Consider the following 23,726-nt stretch of genomic DNA (forward strand, 5'->3'; position numbering starts at 1 on the left):
AGTGCTGTACGACAATCTGCCGAAAACAACCTAAAACCCTACCAGGGATTGAAACTTTATTCTCACTTCTATAATTGCTTTATGAAAAGAGCCGAAAACAACCTAAAACCCTACCAGGGATTGAAACTTTATTCTCACTTCTATAATTGCTTTATGAAAAGATTTAGCCGAAAACAACCTAAAACCCTACCAGGGATTGAAACGTTTCACTTTGGGGGGAAGCAGAGATTTAAAGAAGCCGAAAACAACCTAAAACCCTACCAGGGATTGAAACTTCCCGAAGCAAATCGGGATGATGCTACGGGTTACAGCCGAAAACAACCTAAAACCCTACCAGGGATTGAAACAAAAGATATACGACAGGAACAGTCAAGGGCGTTTATGCCGAAAACAACCTAAAACCCTACCAGGGATTGAAACAACACCTTTACTGAATCGGCGGGCATCCCTCAACAGCCGAAAACAACCTAAAACCCTACCAGGGATTGAAACAGCCCTCTGCTACTGGCGCGGCCGCATCAACTTTGCCGAAAACAACCTAAAACCCTACCAGGGATTGAAACTAATTGGCTTTTCTACGGTGGGAGACGGGGGAAGGCCGAAAACAACCTAAAACCCTACCAGGGATTGAAACCGTTACCGAGCCTGAGCATGGATCGAGCCAAATTTGCGCCGAAAACAACCTAAAACCCTACCAGGGATTGAAACTTGATAGCAGCCTGTTGATTATCTATAACCCCTGTGCCGAAAACAACCTAAAACCCTACCAGGGATTGAAACTTGAACTATTTTTAACTGATCGTTAGCGCTTTTTTGCCGAAAACAACCTAAAACCCTACCAGGGATTGAAACCTATTAAAGATTTACTCAAGAAGCCGTTACCAAAAGAGCCGAAAACAACCTAAAACCCTACCAGGGATTGAAACTTCTCTAAGTAGTCTGGAACCTGTGAATAAATAGGGCCGAAAACAACCTAAAACCCTACCAGGGATTGAAACACTGGCTACAAGTGCAAGACGGCAAGGGGATTGAGGCCGAAAACAACCTAAAACCCTACCAGGGATTGAAACTTTTTGCAATACCAGGAGAACTCAAGCCGCTCATTCGCCGAAAACAACCTAAAACCCTACCAGGGATTGAAACGAAACCGTTATCCGCGCTCTGAGAAATTCTAAGGCTGCCGAAAACAACCTAAAACCCTACCAGGGATTGAAACTGCTGAATGGCTTTATGGAATTACTGAGCAGCTCGCCGAAAACAACCTAAAACCCTACCAGGGATTGAAACCTGTAGACATTGTAGACAGCACTGTAGACAGCATTGAGCCGAAAACAACCTAAAACCCTACCAGGGATTGAAACCGGAACATTCCCCATGCCATAAGCAGTGCTAATCAGCCGAAAACAACCTAAAACCCTACCAGGGATTGAAACGAAATTAAAAGCCTCAGTCCTCCTGCAAGTTTAGGCCGAAAACAACCTAAAACCCTACCAGGGATTGAAACTAGCGCTGGGGTTAATGCTGCTTTAGCTGAATTTTTCGGCCGAAAACAACCTAAAACCCTACCAGGGATTGAAACGCATTCAGTTTTCATGGTTCGGGATAACTAATTTGCCGAAAACAACCTAAAACCCTACCAGGGATTGAAACTGAATTGGCGATCGAAAAGCTGCACCGCGTCCGGCTAAGCCGAAAACAACCTAAAACCCTACCAGGGATTGAAACGATTGTCCTGGGCGCAAAGGTGAATTTGAAGATTTTTGGCCGAAAACAACCTAAAACCCTACCAGGGATTGAAACCGATCTGAATCGGTAGCCAACGACGCTTACACTCGGCCGAAAACAACCTAAAACCCTACCAGGGATTGAAACTTTCGGTACGCCTGCCGCCACATCTGATAATGCTTGCCGAAAACAACCTAAAACCCTACCAGGGATTGAAACTTGGGCGATCGCCGATCGGCTCGCCGAAAAGTTGGCTGGCCGAAAACAACCTAAAACCCTACCAGGGATTGAAACGGCTACTTTTCCCTAAGTCCCCAAAGAATTTAGCAGCCGAAAACAACCTAAAACCCTACCAGGGATTGAAACCTCTTTTTGCAAACCATCAATCAACTTAATTAATGCCGAAAACAACCTAAAACCCTACCAGGGATTGAAACCTGAATCATTTAATCCTGCGGAAATGTCACCTCGCCGAAAACAACCTAAAACCCTACCAGGGATTGAAACGACAACTTCGGCAACAATTAGTTCTACTATCAATACGCCGAAAACAACCTAAAACCCTACCAGGGATTGAAACAGACCAAATAGAGGTTGATGGAATGCTAGAGGCTCTGTACGTGCCGAAAACAACCTAAAACCCTACCAGGGATTGAAACGATAACCCTACTGGTATCTACCCCTGTTGGTAGGCCGAAAACAACCTAAAACCCTACCAGGGATTGAAACTTTTAAGGTTGTTGCAGCGAAAGCTCCGGTGGCCAAAGAGCGCCGAAAACAACCTAAAACCCTACCAGGGATTGAAACTCTGCAATCGCATTTTCGAGCAAAGCTTCTAAGCCGAAAACAACCTAAAACCCTACCAGGGATTGAAACATCAGGCGATCGCACTCAATCGGTGAAAGTATTTCGAGCCGAAAACAACCTAAAACCCTACCAGGGATTGAAACCGATCGCCCGTACATTCTCAAGCTTCCAGGCATAGCGCCCAGCCGAAAACAACCTAAAACCCTACCAGGGATTGAAACGGCACATCGCTGGCCATGCTACAAAATCCACATCGCCGAAAACAACCTAAAACCCTACCAGGGATTGAAACCTCGCAGCTATCCATCTCCTTACTCATCTCCTAGGCCTTAAACAAGTTTACTTCCAACACTTGTCACAGTACAGGTGGTGCTCATCGATAATCTCACATTTGATAAAAGTGCTCCGATTCAGGAATTGATTCAAACAGCAGGGTGTAGACTATTATATTTACCCCCATACTCTCCAGAGTTTAACAAAATTGAACAAAGAAGAGTCTTGGCTAAAAAGTCAAAATCGTAAACAGCTTGATGAGTTTGATTGCTTACATTTTGGCGACCCTTGGATGTCTTGCGCCTTGCGTCCTAACACCGGCCGTTGCTAAATGTAATTTCCCAGATTCTTCAGTTGACAAAACCTCAAAATTATGACCACTCAAACAACTTCTCCACTCCTACTCAGTCCCTTCAAAATCGGAGATTTATCCTTAAAAAACCGGGTACTCATGGCACCCATGACCAGAGCCAGAGCCGGTGAAGCGCGGATGCCCAACGCCTTGATGGCAGAGTATTACACTCAGCGAGCCTCCGCTGGTTTAATCATTACAGAAGCCACAGTGGTTTCTACTCAAGCTAATGGTTGGCTCAATACCCCCGGTATTTATTCAGACGAGCAAGGCGAAGCTTGGAAACAAATTGTGACTGCGGTTCATGCCCACGAAACGCCGATTTTCATGCAGCTTTGGCACTGCGGACGAGCTTCCCACAGTAGTTTTCATCAAAACAATCAATTGCCAGTTGCAGCCTCTGCCATCAAAATAAACGGAGAAGGAATTCATACCCCTCTAGGCAAACAACCCTACGAAACTCCCCGCGCTCTAGAAACCGATGAAATCTCCCTGGTTGTAGAAGATTATCGCAAGGCGGCAGAACGAGCAAAAATGGCAGGTTTTGACGGTGTAGAAATTCACGCGGCAAACGGCTATCTCATTGACACATTCCTGCAAACCAAAACCAATCACCGCACTGATTCCTATGGCGGCACAGTTGAAAATCGCTACCGTTTTCTTAAGGAAATTGTCGAGGCAATAATCACAGTATATCCGGCAAACAGAGTGGGAGTTAGACTTTCTCCCAACGGTGTTTACAATGACATGGGTTCTCCCAGTTACCGCGAAGATTTTCTGTATTTCGCGAAGCAGTTAAATGCCTATGATTTAGCTTACCTGCACTTGGTAGACGGTCTGGCATTTGGCTTTCACGAATTGGGAACGCCGATGATGATAGGAGAGTTTCGCGATGTGTTTGCAGGGCCGCTCGTCGGCAACTGCGGATATACTCAAGAACAGGCTGAAACGGCCCTGAGCAGCAAACTTGCCGATTTAATAGCTTTTGGTCGGGATTTTATCAGCAATCCTGACTTGGTAGAGCGTTTTACTAATGGTTGGCCGCTCAATCCGCCTGCTGAAGTCGGCGTCTGGTATTCTTTTGGGCCTGAAGGTTATATCGATTTTCCTACCTATAGCAATCCTAAATCATTTGCATAATTATTGTAGGGGCAATCCCACGCCCGGTTGCCCGATAGATAGGGGGTAGGCACGGGGAGTAGGGGTAGCACTACCCCTACAAATGTATCTGAATCATTTAGGATTGCTATATCAGGAACCAGCAGCTATTTCTTAGTTGAGTTTTTAGGGGCGGGTTTATCAATAAATACCGAGTAAGTGCATCATAGAGAATGGTCAACCCGCCCCTAATATCATGTCCGGTCAATTAACCATGATTCCTGTATGGGCGGGTTCACCAAGATATTGAATACAAACGGGAAAATCTGTAAACCCGCCCCGGTCTTTAATCGCGGTCAATCGATTGGACATGATATAAAAGATGTATGGTTAATTTCTCCAAATAAGAGTCGGAGTTGGACTCATATTTAATTTTCATCCCCCGTTGAAAACGAGTATTTATTATTTGTAAAAACACTTCTTATGGCTCCTGCCTCCCGTCCCCTGCCTCCTGCCCCCTGCCTCCCCTCTCCTGCCTCCAATTTCTAGCTTGGCTGCAAAAGTGAGAGGCTCCCAGTTGAGATCGAGAACGTTTCCCCATATCCTAATAACCATAGGGTACTTCAAAACATCCAAGCTGCTAGCTCAGCGTTTGAGTGCCTGAAAAAAATCCATAGCGGAAGCGCTTTTAACAAGATGGCACAAAATCACAAATCAACGGTTATCATTACCGGCGCTTCCTCCGGCGTCGGTTTGTACGGCGCGAAAGCTCTCGCAGACAAGGGATGGCACGTAGTCATGGCCTGTCGGGACGTGCGGAAAGCCGGAGACGCCGCGCGAGAGTTGGGCATACCTGAAGGCAGTTTCTCCATCATGGAGATTGACTTGGGCGATTTGGAGAGCGTGCGCCGGTTTGCTCGCGCATTTAAAGCCAGCGGCCGGCCTCTGGACGCTTTGGTGTGCAACGCCGCCATTTATATGCCTTTGATTAAGGAACCGCTGCGGAGCCCGGAGGGTTACGAGTTGACGATGACTACCAATCACCTGGGTCATTTCCTGCTGTGCAACCTGATGATGGAAAATATGAAGCCTTCCTATTATTCCGATGCCAGAATCGTGATTTTGGGAACCGTGACTCACAATCCAGACGAGTTGGGCGGGAAGATTCCGCCGCGCCCGGATTTGGGCAAGTTTGAGGGTTTTGAAGCGGGTTTCAAAGACCCGATTTCGATGGTTGATGGCAAGAAGTTTGAACCGGTCAAGGCTTACAAAGATAGCAAAGTTTGCAATGTGCTGACGATGCGGGAATTGCACCGCCGCTTTCACGAATCCACGGGGATTACTTTCACTTCGCTGTATCCGGGATGCGTCGCGGATACGCCGCTTTTCCGCAACCACTATCCTTTGTTTCAGAAGCTGTTCCCGCTGTTTCAGAAGAATATCACCGGGGGTTACGTGTCGCAGGAGTTGGCGGGGGAAAGGCTGGCGATGGTGGTTGCCGATCCAGAATACAAGCAATCTGGGGCTTATTGGAGTTGGGGAAATCGCCAGAAAAAAGATGGTAAGTCTTTTGTGCAAAAGGTTTCTCCCCAGGCCCGCGATGATGAAAAAGGCGAGCGGATGTGGGAGTTGAGCGCTAAGTTGGTGGGATTGACTGACGGCGCTCAAATGGGTGCTGCGGCTGGTGCGGGCCGGTCTGCATAATTCATTACCAACCCCCTTTATCAGGCTTGGCGGTTGAAACGGCGTCTACGCACAGGATGTGGGTAGACGCGGACTCCATAATAAAGGGGGTATTACAGTCGGATTTGGGATGATGCACCACAATCAAAGAAACCGGCTTTTTTAGTGGCTATGCGCGTTGTAACTCACATCTTCCACCATTCTCAAGAACGGGCAAGATGCCCGTTCCACAAGAGATGACTTTTCTTCTTGTGGAACAGGCATCTTGCCTGTTCATAAAAAGATTATTGAGGATGGTGTCCGAGCTCATTGCACCATTCTCAAGAACGGGCAAGATGCCCGTTCCACAAGAGATGAATTTTCTTCTTGTGGAACAGGCATCTTGCCTGTTCATAAAAAGATTATTGAGAATGGTGCAATATCTCAGTTGTAGCGCGTTTCTGGTTTACCCTGGTGTCCAGGACTGTTCTGGTCGCTGCCTTACCATGAAAGCGTAGGTTTTGCAACCAAAAAATTTGGTTTTTTTTACGGTTTACGATCGACTTACACGATATTTTTTCGGATAAGAACCTGGTTGATGCGTAAGTGTTGGGAAATGAACAGCCGTCGATCGACCTTTTGGTTTGTAGCCGTCGCCGAAACTGTTGGCTGCGACGGCTGTTTCTTTTTTTTGCTGTTAAGATTGATTTTTACTTGAGGGTGCTCTATTGCGGAAAATATTTTCACCCAATTATTCGAGATAATTAGATTATATGGCTTGTCGCTCGCAAAAACTATTTTTATTCGCTGGTATTTTGGGGTTAGTTGTGTTGGCAAAACCAGCGAAAACATCCGCTAGCACAGTTGAAATTTTGACCTCAAATGTTGAGGATTTGGCCGCAGTTAGCAGCAGAGGCGATCGAGCTTTCCTTCCCGATACTAATCTTGACAAACGCGAAGACTTGCCCGTAAAAGATGAGGAAACCCAGTTACCCGCTGAATCAGAACACTCGGTGGCGGCGGAAACTCCCGACTTACCCCCTTCCTCGGCAAATTCAGTCGATGTGACATCTTACACCATTCTCAAGAACAGGCAAGATGCCTGTTCCACAACGAGTGAGTTTGATTGTGGGGTGGGCATAGAGCCCGCCGGTAACAGGCTTATTGACAAGGGTGCAACATCTCAGGCCGTTAGCGAAGCCCTCGGAGAGGATCGCAAATTCAGCGCAAAAACTCCAGAAACCGAGATTTTTAACTCATATCAAAAGCTAGAAGAAAATATTGACAGAAAAAAAATTGAATTGGGTATCGATCGAGCCTCGCAACTCAGCCAACTGCCCAACCCAATTCTGCCGCGAGAACCAGAATTACCAGCTCCTGAGCCGCCGCAACCCCCTGCGCCGTCTCCCCTCCCACCAGCCCCGCTAACACCTGTTCCCGGCGATGATAGACCGGGGATTATAGGTACAATTAGGGTCGATCGCTTTGAATTTGAGGGCAACACAGCCTTTAGCGATCGCGAACTCGCAGAAGTTACGCAACAGTTTGCCGGCCGCGAAATCACCTTTGCCGAACTGATCGCAGCCGAAGCAGCCGTCACTCAAAAATATGTAGCCGCCGGATACATCAATTCCGGCGCTGTAATCATCGCCAACCAAACCTTTCCGAGAGAAGGAGGTGTGGTGAAAATGCGGATTGTAGAAGGCGGATTAGATGAAATTGTGATTACTGGAAACAGGCGCTTAAATTCAAATTACGTGCGATCGCGCCTAGAACGCGCTACCAGACGGCCCCTCAACCGATCTCGCTTGCTGGAAGCCTTGCAACTGCTGCAACTCGACCCCTTAATTGGCAATATTTCCGCCGAATTGCAAGCCGGAAGCCGCCCGGAAAACAGCCGCTTAGAAGTGCGGGTAAAAGAAGCAGACAGCTTTAGCGCTGAAGTGTTCGCAGACAACAATCGATCGCCCAGCGTCGGCAGTTTTCGGCGCGGTGTTCGCATAAATCAAGCAAATTTGCTCGGTTTGGGCGACGGATTAGAGGTATCTTATGCTAACACCGACGGCAGCAACGAATTTAACGGCAGCTACACAGTCCCCGTCAATGCGCGCAACGGCACGATTGGGTTCGCTGCGAGTGCTGCTAGCACCAATATCATCGAGGAACCGTTTGATGCTGCTGAAATTGAGGGGAAATCGCGCACCTACGAATTGACTTACCGCCAGCCGATTGTCGAAAAGCCCGATCGCACTTTGGCCTTGGGACTGAGTTTTTCGCGGCAAGAAAGCGATACATTCCTGTCAGGGGAACGATTTGCGCTTTCGGCGGGAGCAAATGAGCGCGGCGAAACGCGGGTTTCGGCTGTGCGGTTTTTTCAAGAATACGTGCAGCGGACTTCCAACCAAGTGTTCGCGGCGCGATCGCAATTCTCCCTCGGCACTAATCTGTTCGGCGCTACTGCGAACGATAGCGGGCCCGACAGCAGTTTTCTGGCGTGGCGCGGCCAAGCCCAGTACGTGCGGCTGCTAGCGCCAGAAACCTTGCTGATTGTGCGTTCTGACATTCAATTAGCCGATCGCCCCCTGCTTTCCCTCGAACAAATTGGGATCGGTGGCGTTCAAAGTGTGCGCGGATACCGCCAAGATTTGCTGTTAACTGATAGCGGTGCGATCGCGTCTGCAGAAGTGCGAATTCCGGTTTGGCGTGTCCCGGAAGTCGAAGGATTGTTGCAAGTGGCTCCGTTTATCGATTTTGGGTTAGGATGGAACCATTCAGGAGAAAAGCCGAATCCTGACTCGGATAAACTGCTGGGTGCAGGTTTGGGGCTTATTTGGCAGATGGGCGATCGGTTGAATGTGCGTCTCGACTATGGTATTCCTTTGATAAATGCTCGATCGGGCGATCGAACTTTGCAGGAAAAAGGCATCTACTTTCGGATTAATTACTTTGCTTTCTAGCTAGTTCTGGCTGGGGTTGAAACCCCTGTATCCTAGCGGAATTCCACCGCTAGAACGATTAAATATAGTTCATACCAATTTTTTATGAGGTTGCATAGAATCCGATCCCCCCTAGCCCCCCTTAATAAGGGGGGGACAAGATTCTTCTCAAAGTCCCCCTTCTTAAGGGGGATTTAGGGGGATCGAGATATGTGCAACTTCACATTAAATTGCTATCAGCTAATTCCATGCTCTACTTCAATCTAATATTAATTCCGGTTAGCTTGGAATGATTTAACCGCAGAGAACGCAGAGAACGCAGAGGAAGGGAAGAGAGATGAATAATTCCGATAAAGTGCGGATTAGATATAATATCAAATCCGCACTTCATCGGAATAGTAAATTCCAGTTCACTGTTCACGGCGTCAACAGTTAACCGTCAACAGTCAACACTCAACATCATTCCGGTGTTACCGGAAATGATATAAAATCTCAACTCTCAAATCTCAAATCTCAAGTCTCAATTGTATAACTTAGTTAACACAAGAGGGCTGGTTTTATGGTTCAGACAAAAACTAAACTAACATTTGCAGAGTTTCTCGAAAAGTACCCAGACGGATCGGGCATCTACGAACTTGTAAATGGAGAGATTGTCAAAGTGGAAGCAACCAGGGCTCATAAAAATGTGGCACGATTTCTTGTTAAGTCTTTCGACAGAGAAAGCGAACGCTTGGGGCTTGACTATATAGTTGACAAAGATATAGTTTTGAGAACAATAACAGCTTCAGGACAAGAACAAGGCAGAAATCCTGATGTCGGCGTGGTTAAGGCATCAGTATGGAACAGTAATGTACGTGGCTACGGAGCCCTTACCGAACCTATCCAATTAGCAGTAGAAGTTGCCTCAACTAACTGGGAAGACGACTATGTAGATAAGCTAGATGAGTATCAAAGGCTCGGCATTTGTGAGTATTGGATTGTGGACTATTTAGCCATTGCTTCTAGGGCTTATCTAGGCAATCCCAAAATTCCCACAGTTTTCGTTTACTCTTTGGAAAATGGCAGTTATTTAGTTCAAAGTTTTAGAGGTAATGAGCGCATTATCTCTAAAACTTTTCCCGAACTAGAAATCACGGTTGAGCAACTTGTACTCAGCAGCCAAATTCAAAACCTTTAGAGCAACGAGATGAGATTACACCGATAAACTTTATCCTGGAAAGAGTGTTTTTATGTCTCCCTTGCATTACTCGTTACTATTTGCACCCTTCTCAAGAACAGGCAAGATGCCTGTTCCACAAAGAGTAGATTTTATTGTGGGGAATATGGGTTGGGCATCTAGCCGGGCCGTAAGTTACTCCCTACTGTTTGCCTTCCTGTCGCTATTTCCCACTTCCGCGATCGCCCAAATCATTCCCGATAATACCCTGGGCCCGGAAAGTTCCCGCACAGTTCCCGATACTATCAATAACCTACCCTCAGATAGAATCACTGGCGGAGCAACACGCGGCGTTAATTTATTTCACAGCTTGCGGGAATTCAACGTTGGTGAAGGGCGGGGAGCTTATTTTGAAAATCCCAGCGGAATTTCTAATATTTTTACCCGCGTTACGGGCCCCAACTCCTCAAATATTTTAGGGACTCTGGGAGTGTTGGGGAACGGCAATTTATTCTTAATTAACCCGAAAGGAATTGTATTCGGGCCGAACGCTCGGTTAGATGTGCGCGGCTCTTTTCTGGCTGGAACTGCCGACAGCATTGTATTTAATAACGGCTTTGAATTTAGCAGCGCCAATCCCCAAGCAGCGCCGCTATTGACGGTTAATATTCCGGTGGGTTTGAGATTTCGAGAGAATCCCGGCGCAATTGTCAACACTTCCAGTGTCACCCAAGTTATTCAAGACACAACAATTCCAGTCGGTTTGGCAGTTCCTCCCGGTCAAACCTTAGCACTGGTAGGAGGAGATTTAATCTTTAACAATGGTTTTGCCAGCGCTTTTAGTGGCAATATTCAATTAGGAAGTGTGGCAAGTCCGGGTTTGGTAAGCTTCAACATCACGCCCATAGGATTAGGTTTAGATTATACAAATGTTGCCAATTTTGGCAACATTGAATTATCAGGTTTATCGGCGGTGACGGCGAGCGGGCCCGGTGGGGGCGCGATCGCACTTCGGGGAGGAAATGTGATTTTGCGCGATCGATCGAGCCTAGTATCCGATACCTTGGGAAATATTGACGGCCGCGGCATCAATATCGAAGCAGCACGATTTAGCCTTTTAGATCGAGCCTTTGTCGGCTCCACCACTACCGGAAGCGGAGCCGGAGGCCCGATCGAAATCCGCACCGCCGAAAATATAGAACTTAAGGGAATAGGATTTGAGAACTTTCGGCGACGGCTTCTCGATCGTGCTGCAGCACAAGAGCCGGGAGATATCACCGAGCGCGAAAGCAGCATCATTACCGGAACTCTCGGTGCCGGCAGATCCGGGGAGATCGCGCTCGACACAAAACGATTAACTCTCCGAGACGGATCGGTAATACTCAACCCTACACTCGGTACGGGAGACGGCTCTGGTGTGACAATTAGAGCCTCTGAATCGGTAGAAATAAATGCCTCCGGGCTGTTGACCACAACTTTTAACAGCGGAAATGCAGGCAGTATCGCTATCGAAACCGGTCAACTGAGTGTCACCGACGGAGCCATCGTCTCCCCCTCGACTTTTGGTGCCGGGAACAGCGGAAATCTGAGCGTGAGAGCTTCTGACTCGGTAATAGTAGCGAGAGAGCGATCGGATAGCCCTTTGAGTACGGCTCTAGTCGCTAACAGTATTGGCGGCACGGGAAGGGCAGGAAATATTGAAATTAACAGCCGCTCCCTGCGCGTAGAAGCAGGGGCTAGCATCTCTTCTGCGAGCGGGCTGAGCACAGGAGAAAGGTTGATTCCTGTGGGCGGGCCTGGCGGAAACATCACCATCAACGCCTCAGACTCGGTGGAAGTGCTCGGCACCGCACCGGGCGCTCGCCCTTCCCGAAGTATAATCGCTGCGGGAACGGCTGGGGGCGGCAAAGGGGGTGATGTCACGGTGAACGCCAGACGGTTGATTGTCCGAGACGGAGCAGCCATCGGAGCCTCAACTCTGGGTACGGGACAAGGGGGAAATGTGACTGTCACTGCTTCGGAATCGATGGAAATAGCCGGAACTACCAGAGACGGGATCTTTCCCAGCACCATTGGCACAGCTTCGGGAGATTTGCTGTACCAGACTTTGTTGGGGCTGCAACCTCCATCTGGTGCCGCGGGAAGCTTGAGCATTGCAACGGGCAGGTTGAGTGTCCGAGACGGGGCGACGGTTAGCGTCCAAAGTTATGGAACGGGGGCGGCTGGCAGCATCAATGTTGTCGCAGATTCGATCGCCCTCAACAACAAAGGCAGTATTGACGGCACGACTGTATCGGGTATCGGGGCTAATATTAACTTGCGATCGCGAGACATCCAATTGCGCCACAACAGCCGAGTTACCACCGATGCGGGTGCTGCCGACGGCGGCAACATCACCCTCAACAGCGATATCCTAGTGGGGCAAAACAATAGCGACATCACCGCCAACGCTCGCAGTGCAGCAGGCGGTCGCGTTAATGTCAATGTCCCGAATATCTTGGGCTTTGCAGCAGCGGGCCGCGAACAGGTGAGAGACCGGTTGGGGCTGAGCGACGCTCAATTTGCAGCTTTGCAAGTAACTCCTACATCTGAGCTTTCCACCAGCGACATCGCCGCCATTTCCCAAAGTAGCGGCCCGGCTTTGCAAGGTACTGTTACATTTAGTGCTTCTGGCGTCAATCCCGCTCAAGGTTTAGTGGAACTGCCGCAAAATGTTGTCGATCCGACTGCTTTAATTGCGGCAAATCCCTGCACGCAAGGGGTCGAGAGCGCATTTACTGTCACTGGGAAAGGAGGAGTGCCACCGAGTCCTAATGATTCCCTCAGCAGCGCTCCATCGCCGTTTCCGTGGGTGGAAGAGGCAGGAAGTTCGACAACGGGCAATGTACGGGATGTAACCGATCGAGCGAAGACGGAATTGGGGCCAATCCAGGATGGGGAAGTTGTTCCGGCTCGCGGTTGGGTGATGAATGCTCAAGGAGAAGTTATGCTTGTGGCGAATCAAGTTGCGGGTCAATTGGACGATCGCACGAGGCATTCTGTATCGGTTTGTCCGCCCCGATGACCCATTGATTACAACTCACATCTTGCACCATTCTCAATTAGCCGTAGGGGCGGGTTCGCCAACAGCCTTAAAGCTTGCAAATAGGTTCTATAAACCCGCCCGACCCCACGAAAAATCCTCTTATTGATATTGCTGCAAGATGTCAGTTACAACTGAGATATTGCACCATTCTCAAGAACAGGCAAGATGCCTGTTCCACAAAGAGTAGATTTTTTCTTGTGGAACGGGCCGGAGAGCCCGTTCATAAAACAATACGCTTGGGCTAGAGGCTTAAGTTGTCACCAATGCCGATGACCAGAAAATAGCCAATTCTTTAAAATTTCTCGCTGTGGTCAGCTAACAAAAGGTTAATTATGGTTTTCCCATATCTCTACTTCTGGCAATTACCCAAATTTAACGGACTAAAAGACCGAGACCAATACTATACAGCAGTTTTCAACTATCTGAAATACAGTAGCGACAAGACTGTGCCAAGATGTGAAAATTTAAGACCCAACCTACCGTATCTCTTGTTTTTATATAAGTGTCGATCCTTTAATATAGGGGAGACAATAAATCTTCTTAACGCCCCCCTAATTCCAGGGCTGTTTCATTCTCACCAAAAACGAGGTTTTTGTAGGGGTAGTGCCCCCGTGCCTACCCCCGCCACCAACCATCGAATGGGGGTTTCAGGCCAAAAGGGCCGGCACGGGGGCACGGCCCCTACCAAGAATGAAACCGGCCTGCCCCTAATTCCCCATGAATTAGGAGAAAATAGACTCGACTACAAGCGACATTTATTAGGGATTTTGGTCTTAAGTATTCACGCCTTAGCCCGGCCGTGTTCCTACCAGATATCTCTACTTACCTCAACTGAAAACCGCTATATTTCAGGATGGACTTACCTTTTACTTTTGAGTTGTTATTTGTGCCTTTTTCCCGGAAGTGCGATCGCCCAAATCACCCCAGACGGCACTTTGGGCCCGGAAAGTTCGCGCACAGTTCCCGATACAATCAACAACTTACCCTCCGATAGAATCACTGGAGGCGCAACTCGCGGCGTTAACCTCTTTCACAGCTTGCGCGAATTTAACATCCGTGAAGGGCGGGGAGCTTATTTTGACAATCCCAGCGGAATTACCAACATATTCACCCGCGTTACGGGCCCAAACTCTTCAAATATTTTAGGAACTCTGGGAGTTTTAGGCAACGGCAACTTATTTTTAATTAATCCAAAAGGAATTATATTCGGGCCGAATGCGCGGTTAGATTTGCGCGGTTCGTTTATCGGTTCAACGGCTGACAGCATTGTGTTTAATAACGGGTTTGAATTCAGCAGCACCAACCCGCAAACATCCCCGCTGTTAACCGTTAATATTCCCGTTGGCTTAAGATTTAGAGACAATCCCGGTGCAATTGTCAACCAATCGACGGCTATAGGAAAGGTAAACCTGCCAGCCTCTGCTGTGGCAATCCCAATTAGCGATCGAGTTGGTTTAGCAGTAGAACCCGGTCAAACTTTAGCACTGATTGGCGGCGACATCCAACTCCAAGGCGGCAATTTAACGGCCAGCGGCGGACAAATTTTACTCGGTAGCGTCGCTAGTCCCGGTGTAGTTAATTTTGCACTGACTTCTCCTGTTACTCAGCAGGGGAATTTAACTGTTAATTATGACAATATTCAGAACTTCGGCAATATTCACATATCTGATGGAACACTTATTAACACCAGCGGAATAGGGGGCGGCAGAGTAGAGTTAAAAGGTGGAAATGTCGCCCTCAGCGGTGCGCGAATTTATGCGCTGACACTGGGAAATATTGACGGTAGAGGTATCGATATCAGCGCCCAAAATTTGCGGGTGCAAAACGGAACGCAATTTTCTACCCTGACTCTAGGAGATGGTGCAGGAGGCCATATTAACTTCCGGGCTGCTGATTCAGTAGAAATGAGCGGGCTGGGAGTTGAGGGCTATCAACAGGTTGCAATTAAGTATCTGGTATCGGGAACTACAGACCCGTTTGACCCGCTATTTGTGCTGTTGAATGCTAGTGCTGGCGCTGGTTCGGGGGGCGATATTACGATCGACACCAACCGCCTGCTGCTCAAAAATGGGGTAGTAGGTAGCGGGATAACTTTTGGCGGTGGAAATGGCGGAAACTTAATCATTCGCGCCAATACTTTTGAGATGGTGGGTTCGGGAATTAACAACGGGACAGCGAAAGAAAGTACCGGTGCGGGAGGAAGTATTAGTGTTGATGTCAATCGATTAATTATGCGCGACGGTTCTCTTCTGGGTACTACAAGTTACAGCAGCGGCCCGTCGGGGAATATCAACATTAAAGCTGCTGAATCGGTAGAATTGTCTAACACCGGCCCGAAAACTGTTGTGTCAACTGGAATCAGCACGCTGAGTATCGGTTCTAACGGAAGGGCGGGGAATATTAACGTTGATACGAAGCGGTTGACTCTTTCTGGAGGTTCTGCTTTTACTTTAGGAACGGGTGTTTTAGTTGGCAGGTTTTTGTTTTCTCAGGAGGGGGGGCCGGCGGGAAATTTAACAGTTAGGGCTAGTGAATCAGTAGAAATTTCTGGTATTTCTCAACTTTTGACCAGCGGAATTCAGAATGCTAGCGCGCTGACTTCTGGAACTTTGAGTTCGAGTCGGGGTGGGGATATTCGTATTGATACGCCAAGCCTAACCGTGCGGGATGGAGGGATAGTTTCTACGAGTTCTTTGGGATCTGGAGATGTGGGGAATATTACTGTTAATGCCGATCGCATTTCAGTCAGTGGCAGCGGAAATAATGGTCTGTTTGTCAGTACAATTGATGCTTCGGTGGGCAAGACATTCGGTACTAATCCCAATGCTACGGCAAATGCGGGTTCGTTGAATCTGAATGCCGATCGACTAATTGTCAGAGATGGAGCTACAGTGACGGTGCAGGCTACCGGAACCGGACGCGCTGGTAATATCAATGTTGTCGCAAATTCGATCGCTCTTGATAACAAAGCGATGATTGACGGTACGACTGTATCCGGTACAGGAGCAAATATTAACCTGCAAGCGCGAGACATCCAATTGCGCCACAACAGCCGAATTACCACCGATGCAGGCACTTCTGACGGCGGCAATATCAACATCAACAGCGACATTCTTGTCGCCCTCCCGCAAGAAAACAGCGACATTACAGCCAACGCCCGCACAGCAGGCGGCGGCCGCGTGAATATCAATGTCCCCAATGTGTTTGGTTTTACAGCAACAAGTCGCGAACAAGTCAGAAGCAGGTTGGGGCTCAGTGACGGCGAATTTGCAGTGTTGCAAGTAAGTCCTACTTCTCTAATTCCTAGCAGCGACATCGCCGCGATTTCCCAAAGTGGCGGCGCGGCTTTGCAAGGGGCGGTAACATTTAGTGCTGTTGGAGTGAATCCCGTTCAAGGTTTAGTGGAACTGCCGCAAAATGTGGTCAATCCGGCTGCGTTAATTGCTGCAAATCCCTGCATCGAAGGGGCCGAGAACGAGTTTACTGTGACGGGGCGGGGGGGATTGCCACCGAGTCCTAATGAAGTTCTCAGCAGCGCAGGAGAACCGTTTCCGTGGGTGGAACCAGCGGTAGGTGGAAGTCAGCAAGTAGAAGGTCAAAGAGCATCCCTAGAAATTCGGCCAACAGAAATTATTCCCGCTCAAGGTTGGGTAATGGACGATCGAGGACAAGTAAGGCTGGTAGCCTATAATTCTGGTGGTGGTACCTCTATTCGCAGTCCGAAACCGACGGGTGTTTGCGTACCTCAATAGGTAATCTTCAGCTTTTAGCTAACCCCTTGCTATTTTCCTCATACTAAATTAACCGGACTTAAAAGATGCTCCGCCAATCTTCCGCCCTATTTTTTGCATTTTTTCTGCTGTGTCCTTTTTCCGCCGTCGCTCAAGTTATCCCTGATAATAGCTTGGGTGCAGAAAGTTCGCGCACAGTTCCCGACACGATTAATAACTTACCATCGGACAGAATAGAAGGCGGTGCAACTCGCGGCGTTAACCTCTTTCACAGCTTGCGTGAATTCAACATCCCTGAAGGGCGGGGAGCATATTTTGCCAATCCTAACGGGATTGCGAATATTTTTACCCGCGTTACGGGTGGCAACCCTTCTAATATTTTAGGAACTCTGGGAGTTTTGGGAAACAGTAACCTGTTTTTAATTAACCCTAAAGGGATTGTCTTTGGCCCCAATGCTCGGTTAGATTTGCGCGGCTCATTTATCGGTTCTACTGGTAGCGGAATTCTCTTTGATAATGGCTTTGAATTTAGTGCAGCTAATTCTAATGCAGTGCCATTGTTAGCGATTAATATTCCTGTGGGTTTGAGATTTAGAGAAAATCCCGGCACAATTATTAACTCTTCGCAAGCAATCGGCCCCACACCAACCTTACCGTCATTGCCCGTAGAAATTCCTGTTTCTAACAAACTTGGTTTAGCAGTAGACCCCGGTAAAACTTTAGCATTAATTGGCGGTGACATTCAACTCCAAGGTGGTAATTTAACAGCTTATACCGGACAAATATTACTGGGAAGTGTGAAAAGTCCAGGTTTAGTACAATTTGAACCAACAGCTTTAGGTGTGAATTTAAACTACGGAAATATTCAGAACTTCGGCAATATTGAAATCAACGGTGCCTTGATAAATACCACCGGATTAGGAGGTGGAAAAATTGACATCAGAGGTGGAAATGTCGCCGTCAACGGTGGGCGAATTTTTGGCCTAACACTGGGAAATATTGATGGTAGAGGCATTGACATCAATTCCCAAAACTTGCGAGTACAGGGGGGGGCGCAAATTTTTACTCAGACATTGGGAACAGGTACGGGAGGCGCTGTAAACATCAGCGCTACTGACTCAGTAGAACTCAGTGGGATTGGATTTGATAGCTTTAACAGGTTTGTTCTTCAGTTTGCAAGAGTTGGTTCGGTAAACCCCTTCGATCTGCAAATTATTCTAAGTAGTGGCACTGGTGGTAATGGAGCAGCAGGAGACATCACAATTGATACCGGGCGGCTACTGATAGAAAATGGGAGTGTCATAAGTAGTTCTACCTTGGGTTCTGCTAATGGCGGAAATATGACTATCCGTGCCAGAGTTTTTGATCTGGTTGGTTCTGCAATCAACAGCGGGCCAATTAAAGGGAGTACAGGCAGTGGAGGAAATATAACCTTTGAGGGAGAAAAGTTAATCGTGCGGGATGGCTCTGCTTTAATCAGTCAGACCCGTAATGATAAAGCATCAGGAAATATCAACATTCAAGCATCTGAATCAGTAGAAATCTTACGTACACCTAATGGAAGTATCCAGCCAACTTTCATTGGTACAACTACAATTGGTCAGCAGGGGAAAGCTGGGGACATTAATATCGACACGAAACGGTTGATTATTTCTGATGGCGGTGGAATTAGCGCGGGTACGGGTGCAATTGTTGCCAACCCATTGTTCGGAGCGAATGGGGGGCCAGGAGGTAATATCACAATTAGAGCTACGGATTCGATAGAAATAGCAGGCATTTCTGGAGTTTCGGCGGTTGGATATCAAATTGGTAGCTTCCTCAACGCTGAAACAGCTTCCTTTAGTCGGGGAGGAGATATCCACATTTCTACGCGGGTGCTGACTCTGGGGAAAGGGGGATCTATTTCTACGTCATCTTTAGGCACGGGAGATGCGGGAAATATTACGATTGATGCAGCGCGTATAGAAGTTCTGGGTAATAATTCCAGTCTATTTAACAGCCAAATTCTGGCTTCTGTTGGTTTTACTCCTAGTTTCACTAATTCTAAGGCTACGGCGAATGCGGGTTCAGTGAATCTGAATACTGATCAGTTGATTCTTCGCAATGGGTCAACGGTTGGTGTACGGAGTTTCGGAAGTGGTCGTGCTGGTAATATTAATGTTGTTGCCAACTCAATCGATCTAGATAACAAAGCCAGCATTGATGGTACAACAGTATCTGGCACAGGGGCAAATATAAACATCCAAGGGCGAGACATTAAGTTGCGGCGCGCCAGCAGAATTACCACCGATGCGGGTAGTTCTGATGGTGGAAATATCAACATTAAAAGCGATATTTTGGTGACTTTACCCAATGAAAATAGCGATATTACCGCTAATGCTCGAACAGCTAGGGGAGGGCAAGTGGCGGTTAATGTACCGAATATATTTGGTTTTACAGCCGTGAATCGCGATCGAGCTATAAGTAGTTTAGGACTCACGGACGCTGAATTTTTTAGCTTACAAGTTAATCCTACTTCTTTAATTCCCACTAGCGACATTGCAGCCATTTCCCAACAAGCTGGTCCGGCTTTGCAAGGGGCGGTAACGTTTAGCAATTCGGGAGTTAATCCGGCTCAAGGATTGGTAGAATTGCCGCAAAATGTTGTCAATTCAACGACTTTAATTGCCCCTAATCCCTGCACACAAAGGGCAGAAAGCGAGTTTACAATTACTGGTAAAGGAGGAGTACCTGTAAACCCTAATGATGTCCTCAGCAGCGATTCTAGTCAGTTAAACTGGGTCGAATCGGGAGCCGGCAGAAGTTCAACAGCGGAAACGCTGCCGGATTTAACTGATAGATTGCCGTCGGGTGGTATTGGCAATGCGTTTCTTCCTGAGTCTTCGCCAACAGGAATTATTCCCGCTCAAGGTTGGGTAATAGATGAGCAAGGACAAGTAAGGCTGGTAGCCTATAATTCTGGTGGTGGTACCTCTATTCGCAGTCCCAAACCAACGGGTGTGTGCGTACCTCAATAGATACTCTTTAGGTTTTAGCTAATCCCTCGCTATTTTTTTAATATTAAATTAACCGGACTTAAAAAATGCAGCACCAATCTTGGGCCCTATTTTTGGCATTTTTACTGCTGTGTCCTTTTTCCGCCGTCGCCCAAATCATCCCAGACAGCACCTTGGGTGCAGAAAGTTCGCGGACAGTTCCCGACACGATTAATAACCTACCATCGGACAGAATAGAAGGCGGTGCAACTCGCGGCGTTAACCTATTTCACAGTTTCGGCGAATTCAACATCCGTGAAGGGCGGGGAGCATATTTTGCCAATCCTAACGGGATTGCGAATATCTTTACCCGCGTCACTGGTGGCAACCCTTCTAATATTTTAGGAACTCTGGGAGTTTTAGGAAATAGTAACTTGTTTTTAATTAGCCCAAAAGGGATTGTCTTTGGCCCCAATGCTCGGTTAGATTTACGAGGTTCATTTATTGGTTCAACTGGTAGTGGGGTTCTCTTTGATAATGGGTTTGAATTTAGTGCAGCTAATTCTAATGGAGTGCCATTGTTAGCGATTAATATTCCTGTGGGTTTGAGATTTAGAGAAAATGCGGGTGCAATTGTTAACTCTTCCCAAGCAATTGGTTCAACACCAGCCTTACCGCCATTGCCCGTAGAAATTCCTGTTTCTAACAAACTTGGTTTAGCAGTAGACCCCGGTCAAACTTTAGCATTAATTGGCGGAGACATTCAACTCCAAGGAGGAAATTTAACAGCTTATACCGGACAAATCCTTCTGGGAAGTGTGAAAAGTCCAGGTTTAGTACAATTTGAACCAACAGCTTTAGGTTTGAATTTAAACTACGGAAATATTCAGAACTTTGGCAATATCGAAATCAACGGTGCATTGATAAATACCAGCGGATTAGGAGGTGGAAAAATTGACATCAGAGGTGGCAATGTCACCGTTAGTAGTTCGGGAATTTATAGCCTAACACTGGGAAATATTGATGGTAGAGGCATTGACATCAATGCTCAAAATTTGGGAGTAGATAGAGGGTCACAAATTTTTACCCCGACAGTGGGAGATGGCAAGGGGAGCGATATCAACCTCCACGCTACTGACTCATTACAAATGAGTGGGCTGGGAATTCAGGGCTATCAGAAGCTTTACAACCAATATTTGACTTCAGGAACAGTCAACCCTTTTGACCCGCAAATTGTTATGAACTCTGGTACTGTTGGCAGGGGAGCCGCCGGAGACATTAACATTCATACTGGACGGCTACTGCTGCGCGATGGAGTGGTTGGCGGTACCGCCACCCTGGGTGCAGGAAATGGCGGAAATCTGAATATCCGCGCCAACACGGTGGAGTTTGTCAGTTCCTTGTTAAACAACGAAACAACAAAGGTAAGTACCGGTCAAGGCGGAAACATCAATCTTGAAGCACAGCGGTTAATCATGCGCGATGGTAGCTATCTCCTCAGCCTCAGCCGTAGTAATAGAGCATCAGGGAATATCGTCATTAAAACGAATGAATCTGTAGAATTGTCGGGAGGAATCCCTGGAACTACAACGCAAACTATAATTGGCACCACCACTGCCAATGGTAATGGGAAAGCCGGAGATATTACGATTGAAACTAAACGATTGACTGTTTCTAATGGAGCCGGAATTGCTTTATCCACGGGTGCAAATATTGGCGAATCCGTGCGTTCTACGAGTGGAGGCCCAGGAGGAAATTTAACCGTGAGAGCTTCAGAGTCAATAGAAGCGATTGGCGTTTCTGGAGTTTTGGGCACTGCGGGTTTCGCACCTAGTGGTTTTTCCACTCAAACTTTTAGCTCTGCTCCAGGTGGAGATATCCACCTCTCGACACCAAAACTGACTTTGCGGGATGGGGGAATAATTACGGCTGCTTCTTTGGGTGCAGCAGATGCGGGAAATATTACAATTGATGCCGAACGCTTAGAAGTACAAGGACTTGGGAATAACGGTCGCTTCAGGAGTAGAATTGAAGCTTCGGCTGGCAGTACATCTATCTTTGTCAATCCTAATGCTACGGCGAATGCCGGTTCGTTAAATTTGAATGTTAATCAATTGATTGTCCGGGATGGGGCAACGGTGAATGTTCAGGCTTTGGGAACGGGAAGGGCTGGAAATATTAATGTTATAGCTAACTCAATGGCCTTGGATAATAAAGCTAGTATTGACGGTACAACTGACTCTGGCGGGGGGGGAAATATTAATATCAGGGCGCAAGATGTCCAGTTGCGGCGCGGTAGCAGAATTACAACGGATGCAGGTATTTCTGACGGTGGAAATATCAAAATTAATAGCGATATTTTGGTAGCTATACCAAGAGAAAATAGCGATATTACAGCTAACGCTCGCACAGCTAGAGGTGGTCAAGTTACGGTCAATGTACCAAATATTTTTGGCTTTACAAGCCTTAACCGCGAACAAGCCAGGAGTAGTTTAGGACTGACTGATGCTGAATTTGCGGCCTTACAAGTAAATCCTACTTCTCTAATTCCTAGCAGCGACATCGCCGCGATTTCCCAAAGTGGCGGCGCGGCTTTGCAAGGGGCGGTAACATTTAGTGCTGTTGGAGTGAATCCCGCTCAAGGTTTAGTGGAACTGCCACAAAATGTGGTCAATCCGGCTGCGTTAATTGTGGCAAATCCCTGCATCCGAGGGGCCGAGAGCGCATTTACCGTCACTGGGAAAGGAGGAGTGCCATCCAGTCCTAATGATGCCCTCAGCAGCGCAGGAGAACCGTTTCCGTGGGTGGAGCCAGCGGTAGGTGGAACTCAGCAAGTAGAAGGCGAAAGAACATCCCTAGAAATTCAGCAAAAAGAAATTATTCCCGCTCAAGGTTGGGTAATAGATGAGCAAGGACAAGTAAGGCTGGTAGCCTATAATTTAAGTAATGGTGCATCTATTCGCAATCCGAAATCAACCGGTGTTTGCGTACCTCAATAGTAAGGTTCAGGTTTTAGCTAACTCATCGCTATTTTCCTAAAAGTAAATTAACCGGACTTAACAGATGCTCCGCCAATCTTCCGCCCTATTTTTTGCATTTTTACTGCTGTGTCCTTTGCCGGCGATCGCCCAAATCATCCCCGATAATACCCTGGGGCCGGAAAGTTCGCGAACTGTTCCCGATACTATCAACAACTTACCCTCAGATAGAATCACTGGCGGTGCAACTCGCGGAGCCAATTTATTTCACAGTTTACAACAATTTAACGTTGGTGAAGGACGAGGCGCATATTTTGCCAATCCTAACGGGATTGCGAATATTTTTACCCGCGTTACGGGTGGTAATCCTTCTAATATTTTAGGTGTGTTGGGAGTTCAAGGAAATGCCAACTTATTTTTACTCAATCCCAAAGGAATCGTCTTCGGCCCCAATGCGAGGTTAGATTTACGCGGTTCATTTTTAGCAAGTTCAGCAGATAGCGTAGTTTTCGATAATGGCTATCAATTCAGCAGCAGCAATCCCCAATCAATCCCGCTGTTAAATGTCAACATACCTATCGGTTTAAACTTCCGAGAAAATCCGGGAAAAATCATTAACTCTTCAGCAGCACCAGCCTTGAGTTTACCAGAGTTACCTCCAGGGTTCCCGCCGATTTTTAATAACATTGGCTTAGCAGTTGGGCCAGGACAAACTATCGCCATAGTGGGCGGAGATATTGAATTAAATCAGGGAACACTCACTGCATCTACCGGACAAGTTTTGCTGGGTAGCGTCGCTAGTCCGGGGATGGTTGGATTGGGGGCAACGCCATTTGGATTAAGTTTAAACTATGACAATATTTCCAACTTTGGTAAGCTGTTGTACCTTTAAATAGGGTATAATAAAAAAGGAGTTTAGTCAATCTCTACAAAAATGCCAGCTAAAAA

10 protein-coding genes, 1 pseudogene and 1 CRISPR repeat array (1 of these 12 cut by a window edge) are annotated in these 23,726 nt (G+C 47.3%); all 11 genes and pseudogenes read left to right on the plus strand.

Features of this window, described 5'->3' with window-relative positions; genetic code table 11:
- Positions 1-2,824: a CRISPR direct-repeat array (repeat unit 37 nt; unit sequence GCCGAAAACAACCTAAAACCCTACCAGGGATTGAAAC); it begins 9,593 nt to the left of the window's first position.
- A 77-nt stretch (positions 2,825-2,901) separates the two neighbouring features.
- Positions 2,902-3,054 (plus strand): transposase, encoded by a 153-nt coding sequence (locus QT990_RS06030; protein ID WP_445300748.1) that lies wholly within the window; start codon positions 2,902-2,904, stop codon positions 3,052-3,054.
- Positions 3,055-3,178: 124 nt separating this feature from the next.
- Positions 3,179-4,297: an alkene reductase gene (locus QT990_RS06035; RefSeq protein WP_333140104.1), complete on the plus strand. Its 1,119-nt coding sequence runs from the start codon at positions 3,179-3,181 to the stop codon at positions 4,295-4,297.
- A 654-nt stretch (positions 4,298-4,951) separates the two neighbouring features.
- Positions 4,952-5,959 (plus strand): protochlorophyllide reductase, encoded by a 1,008-nt coding sequence (locus tag QT990_RS06040; protein ID WP_333099251.1) that lies wholly within the window; start codon positions 4,952-4,954, stop codon positions 5,957-5,959.
- A 244-nt stretch (positions 5,960-6,203) separates the two neighbouring features.
- Positions 6,204-6,371: a hypothetical protein gene (locus tag QT990_RS06045; protein WP_333140101.1), complete on the plus strand. Its 168-nt coding sequence runs from the start codon at positions 6,204-6,206 to the stop codon at positions 6,369-6,371.
- Between the two features lie 319 nt (positions 6,372-6,690).
- On the plus strand, positions 6,691-8,874 hold the full coding sequence (locus QT990_RS06050; protein ID WP_333465029.1) for a ShlB/FhaC/HecB family hemolysin secretion/activation protein: 2,184 nt from the start codon (positions 6,691-6,693) through the stop codon (positions 8,872-8,874).
- A gap of 538 nt (positions 8,875-9,412) precedes the next feature.
- Entirely contained in the window at positions 9,413-10,030 is a 618-nt protein-coding gene (locus QT990_RS06055; RefSeq protein ID WP_333465030.1) for a Uma2 family endonuclease, read from the plus strand.
- A 106-nt stretch (positions 10,031-10,136) separates the two neighbouring features.
- Complete coding sequence (locus tag QT990_RS06060) at positions 10,137-13,073, plus strand: two-partner secretion domain-containing protein (protein WP_333465031.1); 2,937 nt, start codon at positions 10,137-10,139, stop codon at positions 13,071-13,073.
- Between the two features lie 659 nt (positions 13,074-13,732).
- The gene (locus QT990_RS06065) at positions 13,733-16,846 is read left to right on the plus strand and encodes an S-layer family protein (protein ID WP_333465032.1); all 3,114 of its coding nucleotides are present in this window, start codon (positions 13,733-13,735) and stop codon (positions 16,844-16,846) included.
- Positions 16,847-16,911: 65 nt separating this feature from the next.
- A complete protein-coding gene (locus QT990_RS06070; protein ID WP_333465033.1) occupies positions 16,912-19,842 on the plus strand; it encodes a two-partner secretion domain-containing protein in 2,931 nt (976 codons plus the stop codon).
- A gap of 65 nt (positions 19,843-19,907) precedes the next feature.
- Positions 19,908-22,799, plus strand: coding sequence for a two-partner secretion domain-containing protein (locus QT990_RS06075; protein ID WP_333147761.1), 2,892 nt, complete (start codon positions 19,908-19,910; stop codon positions 22,797-22,799).
- A 64-nt stretch (positions 22,800-22,863) separates the two neighbouring features.
- Positions 22,864-23,658: pseudogene (locus tag QT990_RS06080) on the plus strand (filamentous hemagglutinin N-terminal domain-containing protein); the annotation flags it as partial.
- Between the last annotated feature and the right edge of the window lie 68 nt (positions 23,659-23,726).

The sequence above is a fragment of the Microcoleus sp. T3_B1 genome (assembly GCF_036700445.1).
GTDB lineage: Bacteria > Cyanobacteriota > Cyanobacteriia > Cyanobacteriales > Microcoleaceae > Microcoleus.

What these genes read in the sequence shown, in the direction of transcription:
- QT990_RS06035 (WP_333140104.1), top strand. Translation starts at nt 3,179, where the DNA reads ATGACCACTCAAACAACTTCTCCACTCCTACTCAGTCCCTTCAAAATC.
- QT990_RS06040 (WP_333099251.1), top strand. Translation starts at nt 4,952, where the DNA reads ATGGCACAAAATCACAAATCAACGGTTATCATTACCGGCGCTTCCTCC.
- QT990_RS06050 (WP_333465029.1), top strand. Translation starts at nt 6,691, where the DNA reads ATGGCTTGTCGCTCGCAAAAACTATTTTTATTCGCTGGTATTTTGGGG.
- QT990_RS06055 (WP_333465030.1), top strand. Translation starts at nt 9,413, where the DNA reads ATGGTTCAGACAAAAACTAAACTAACATTTGCAGAGTTTCTCGAAAAG.
- QT990_RS06060 (WP_333465031.1), top strand. Translation starts at nt 10,137, where the DNA reads ATGCCTGTTCCACAAAGAGTAGATTTTATTGTGGGGAATATGGGTTGG.
- QT990_RS06065 (WP_333465032.1), top strand. Translation starts at nt 13,733, where the DNA reads ATGGGGGTTTCAGGCCAAAAGGGCCGGCACGGGGGCACGGCCCCTACC.
- QT990_RS06070 (WP_333465033.1), top strand. Translation starts at nt 16,912, where the DNA reads ATGCTCCGCCAATCTTCCGCCCTATTTTTTGCATTTTTTCTGCTGTGT.
- QT990_RS06075 (WP_333147761.1), top strand. Translation starts at nt 19,908, where the DNA reads ATGCAGCACCAATCTTGGGCCCTATTTTTGGCATTTTTACTGCTGTGT.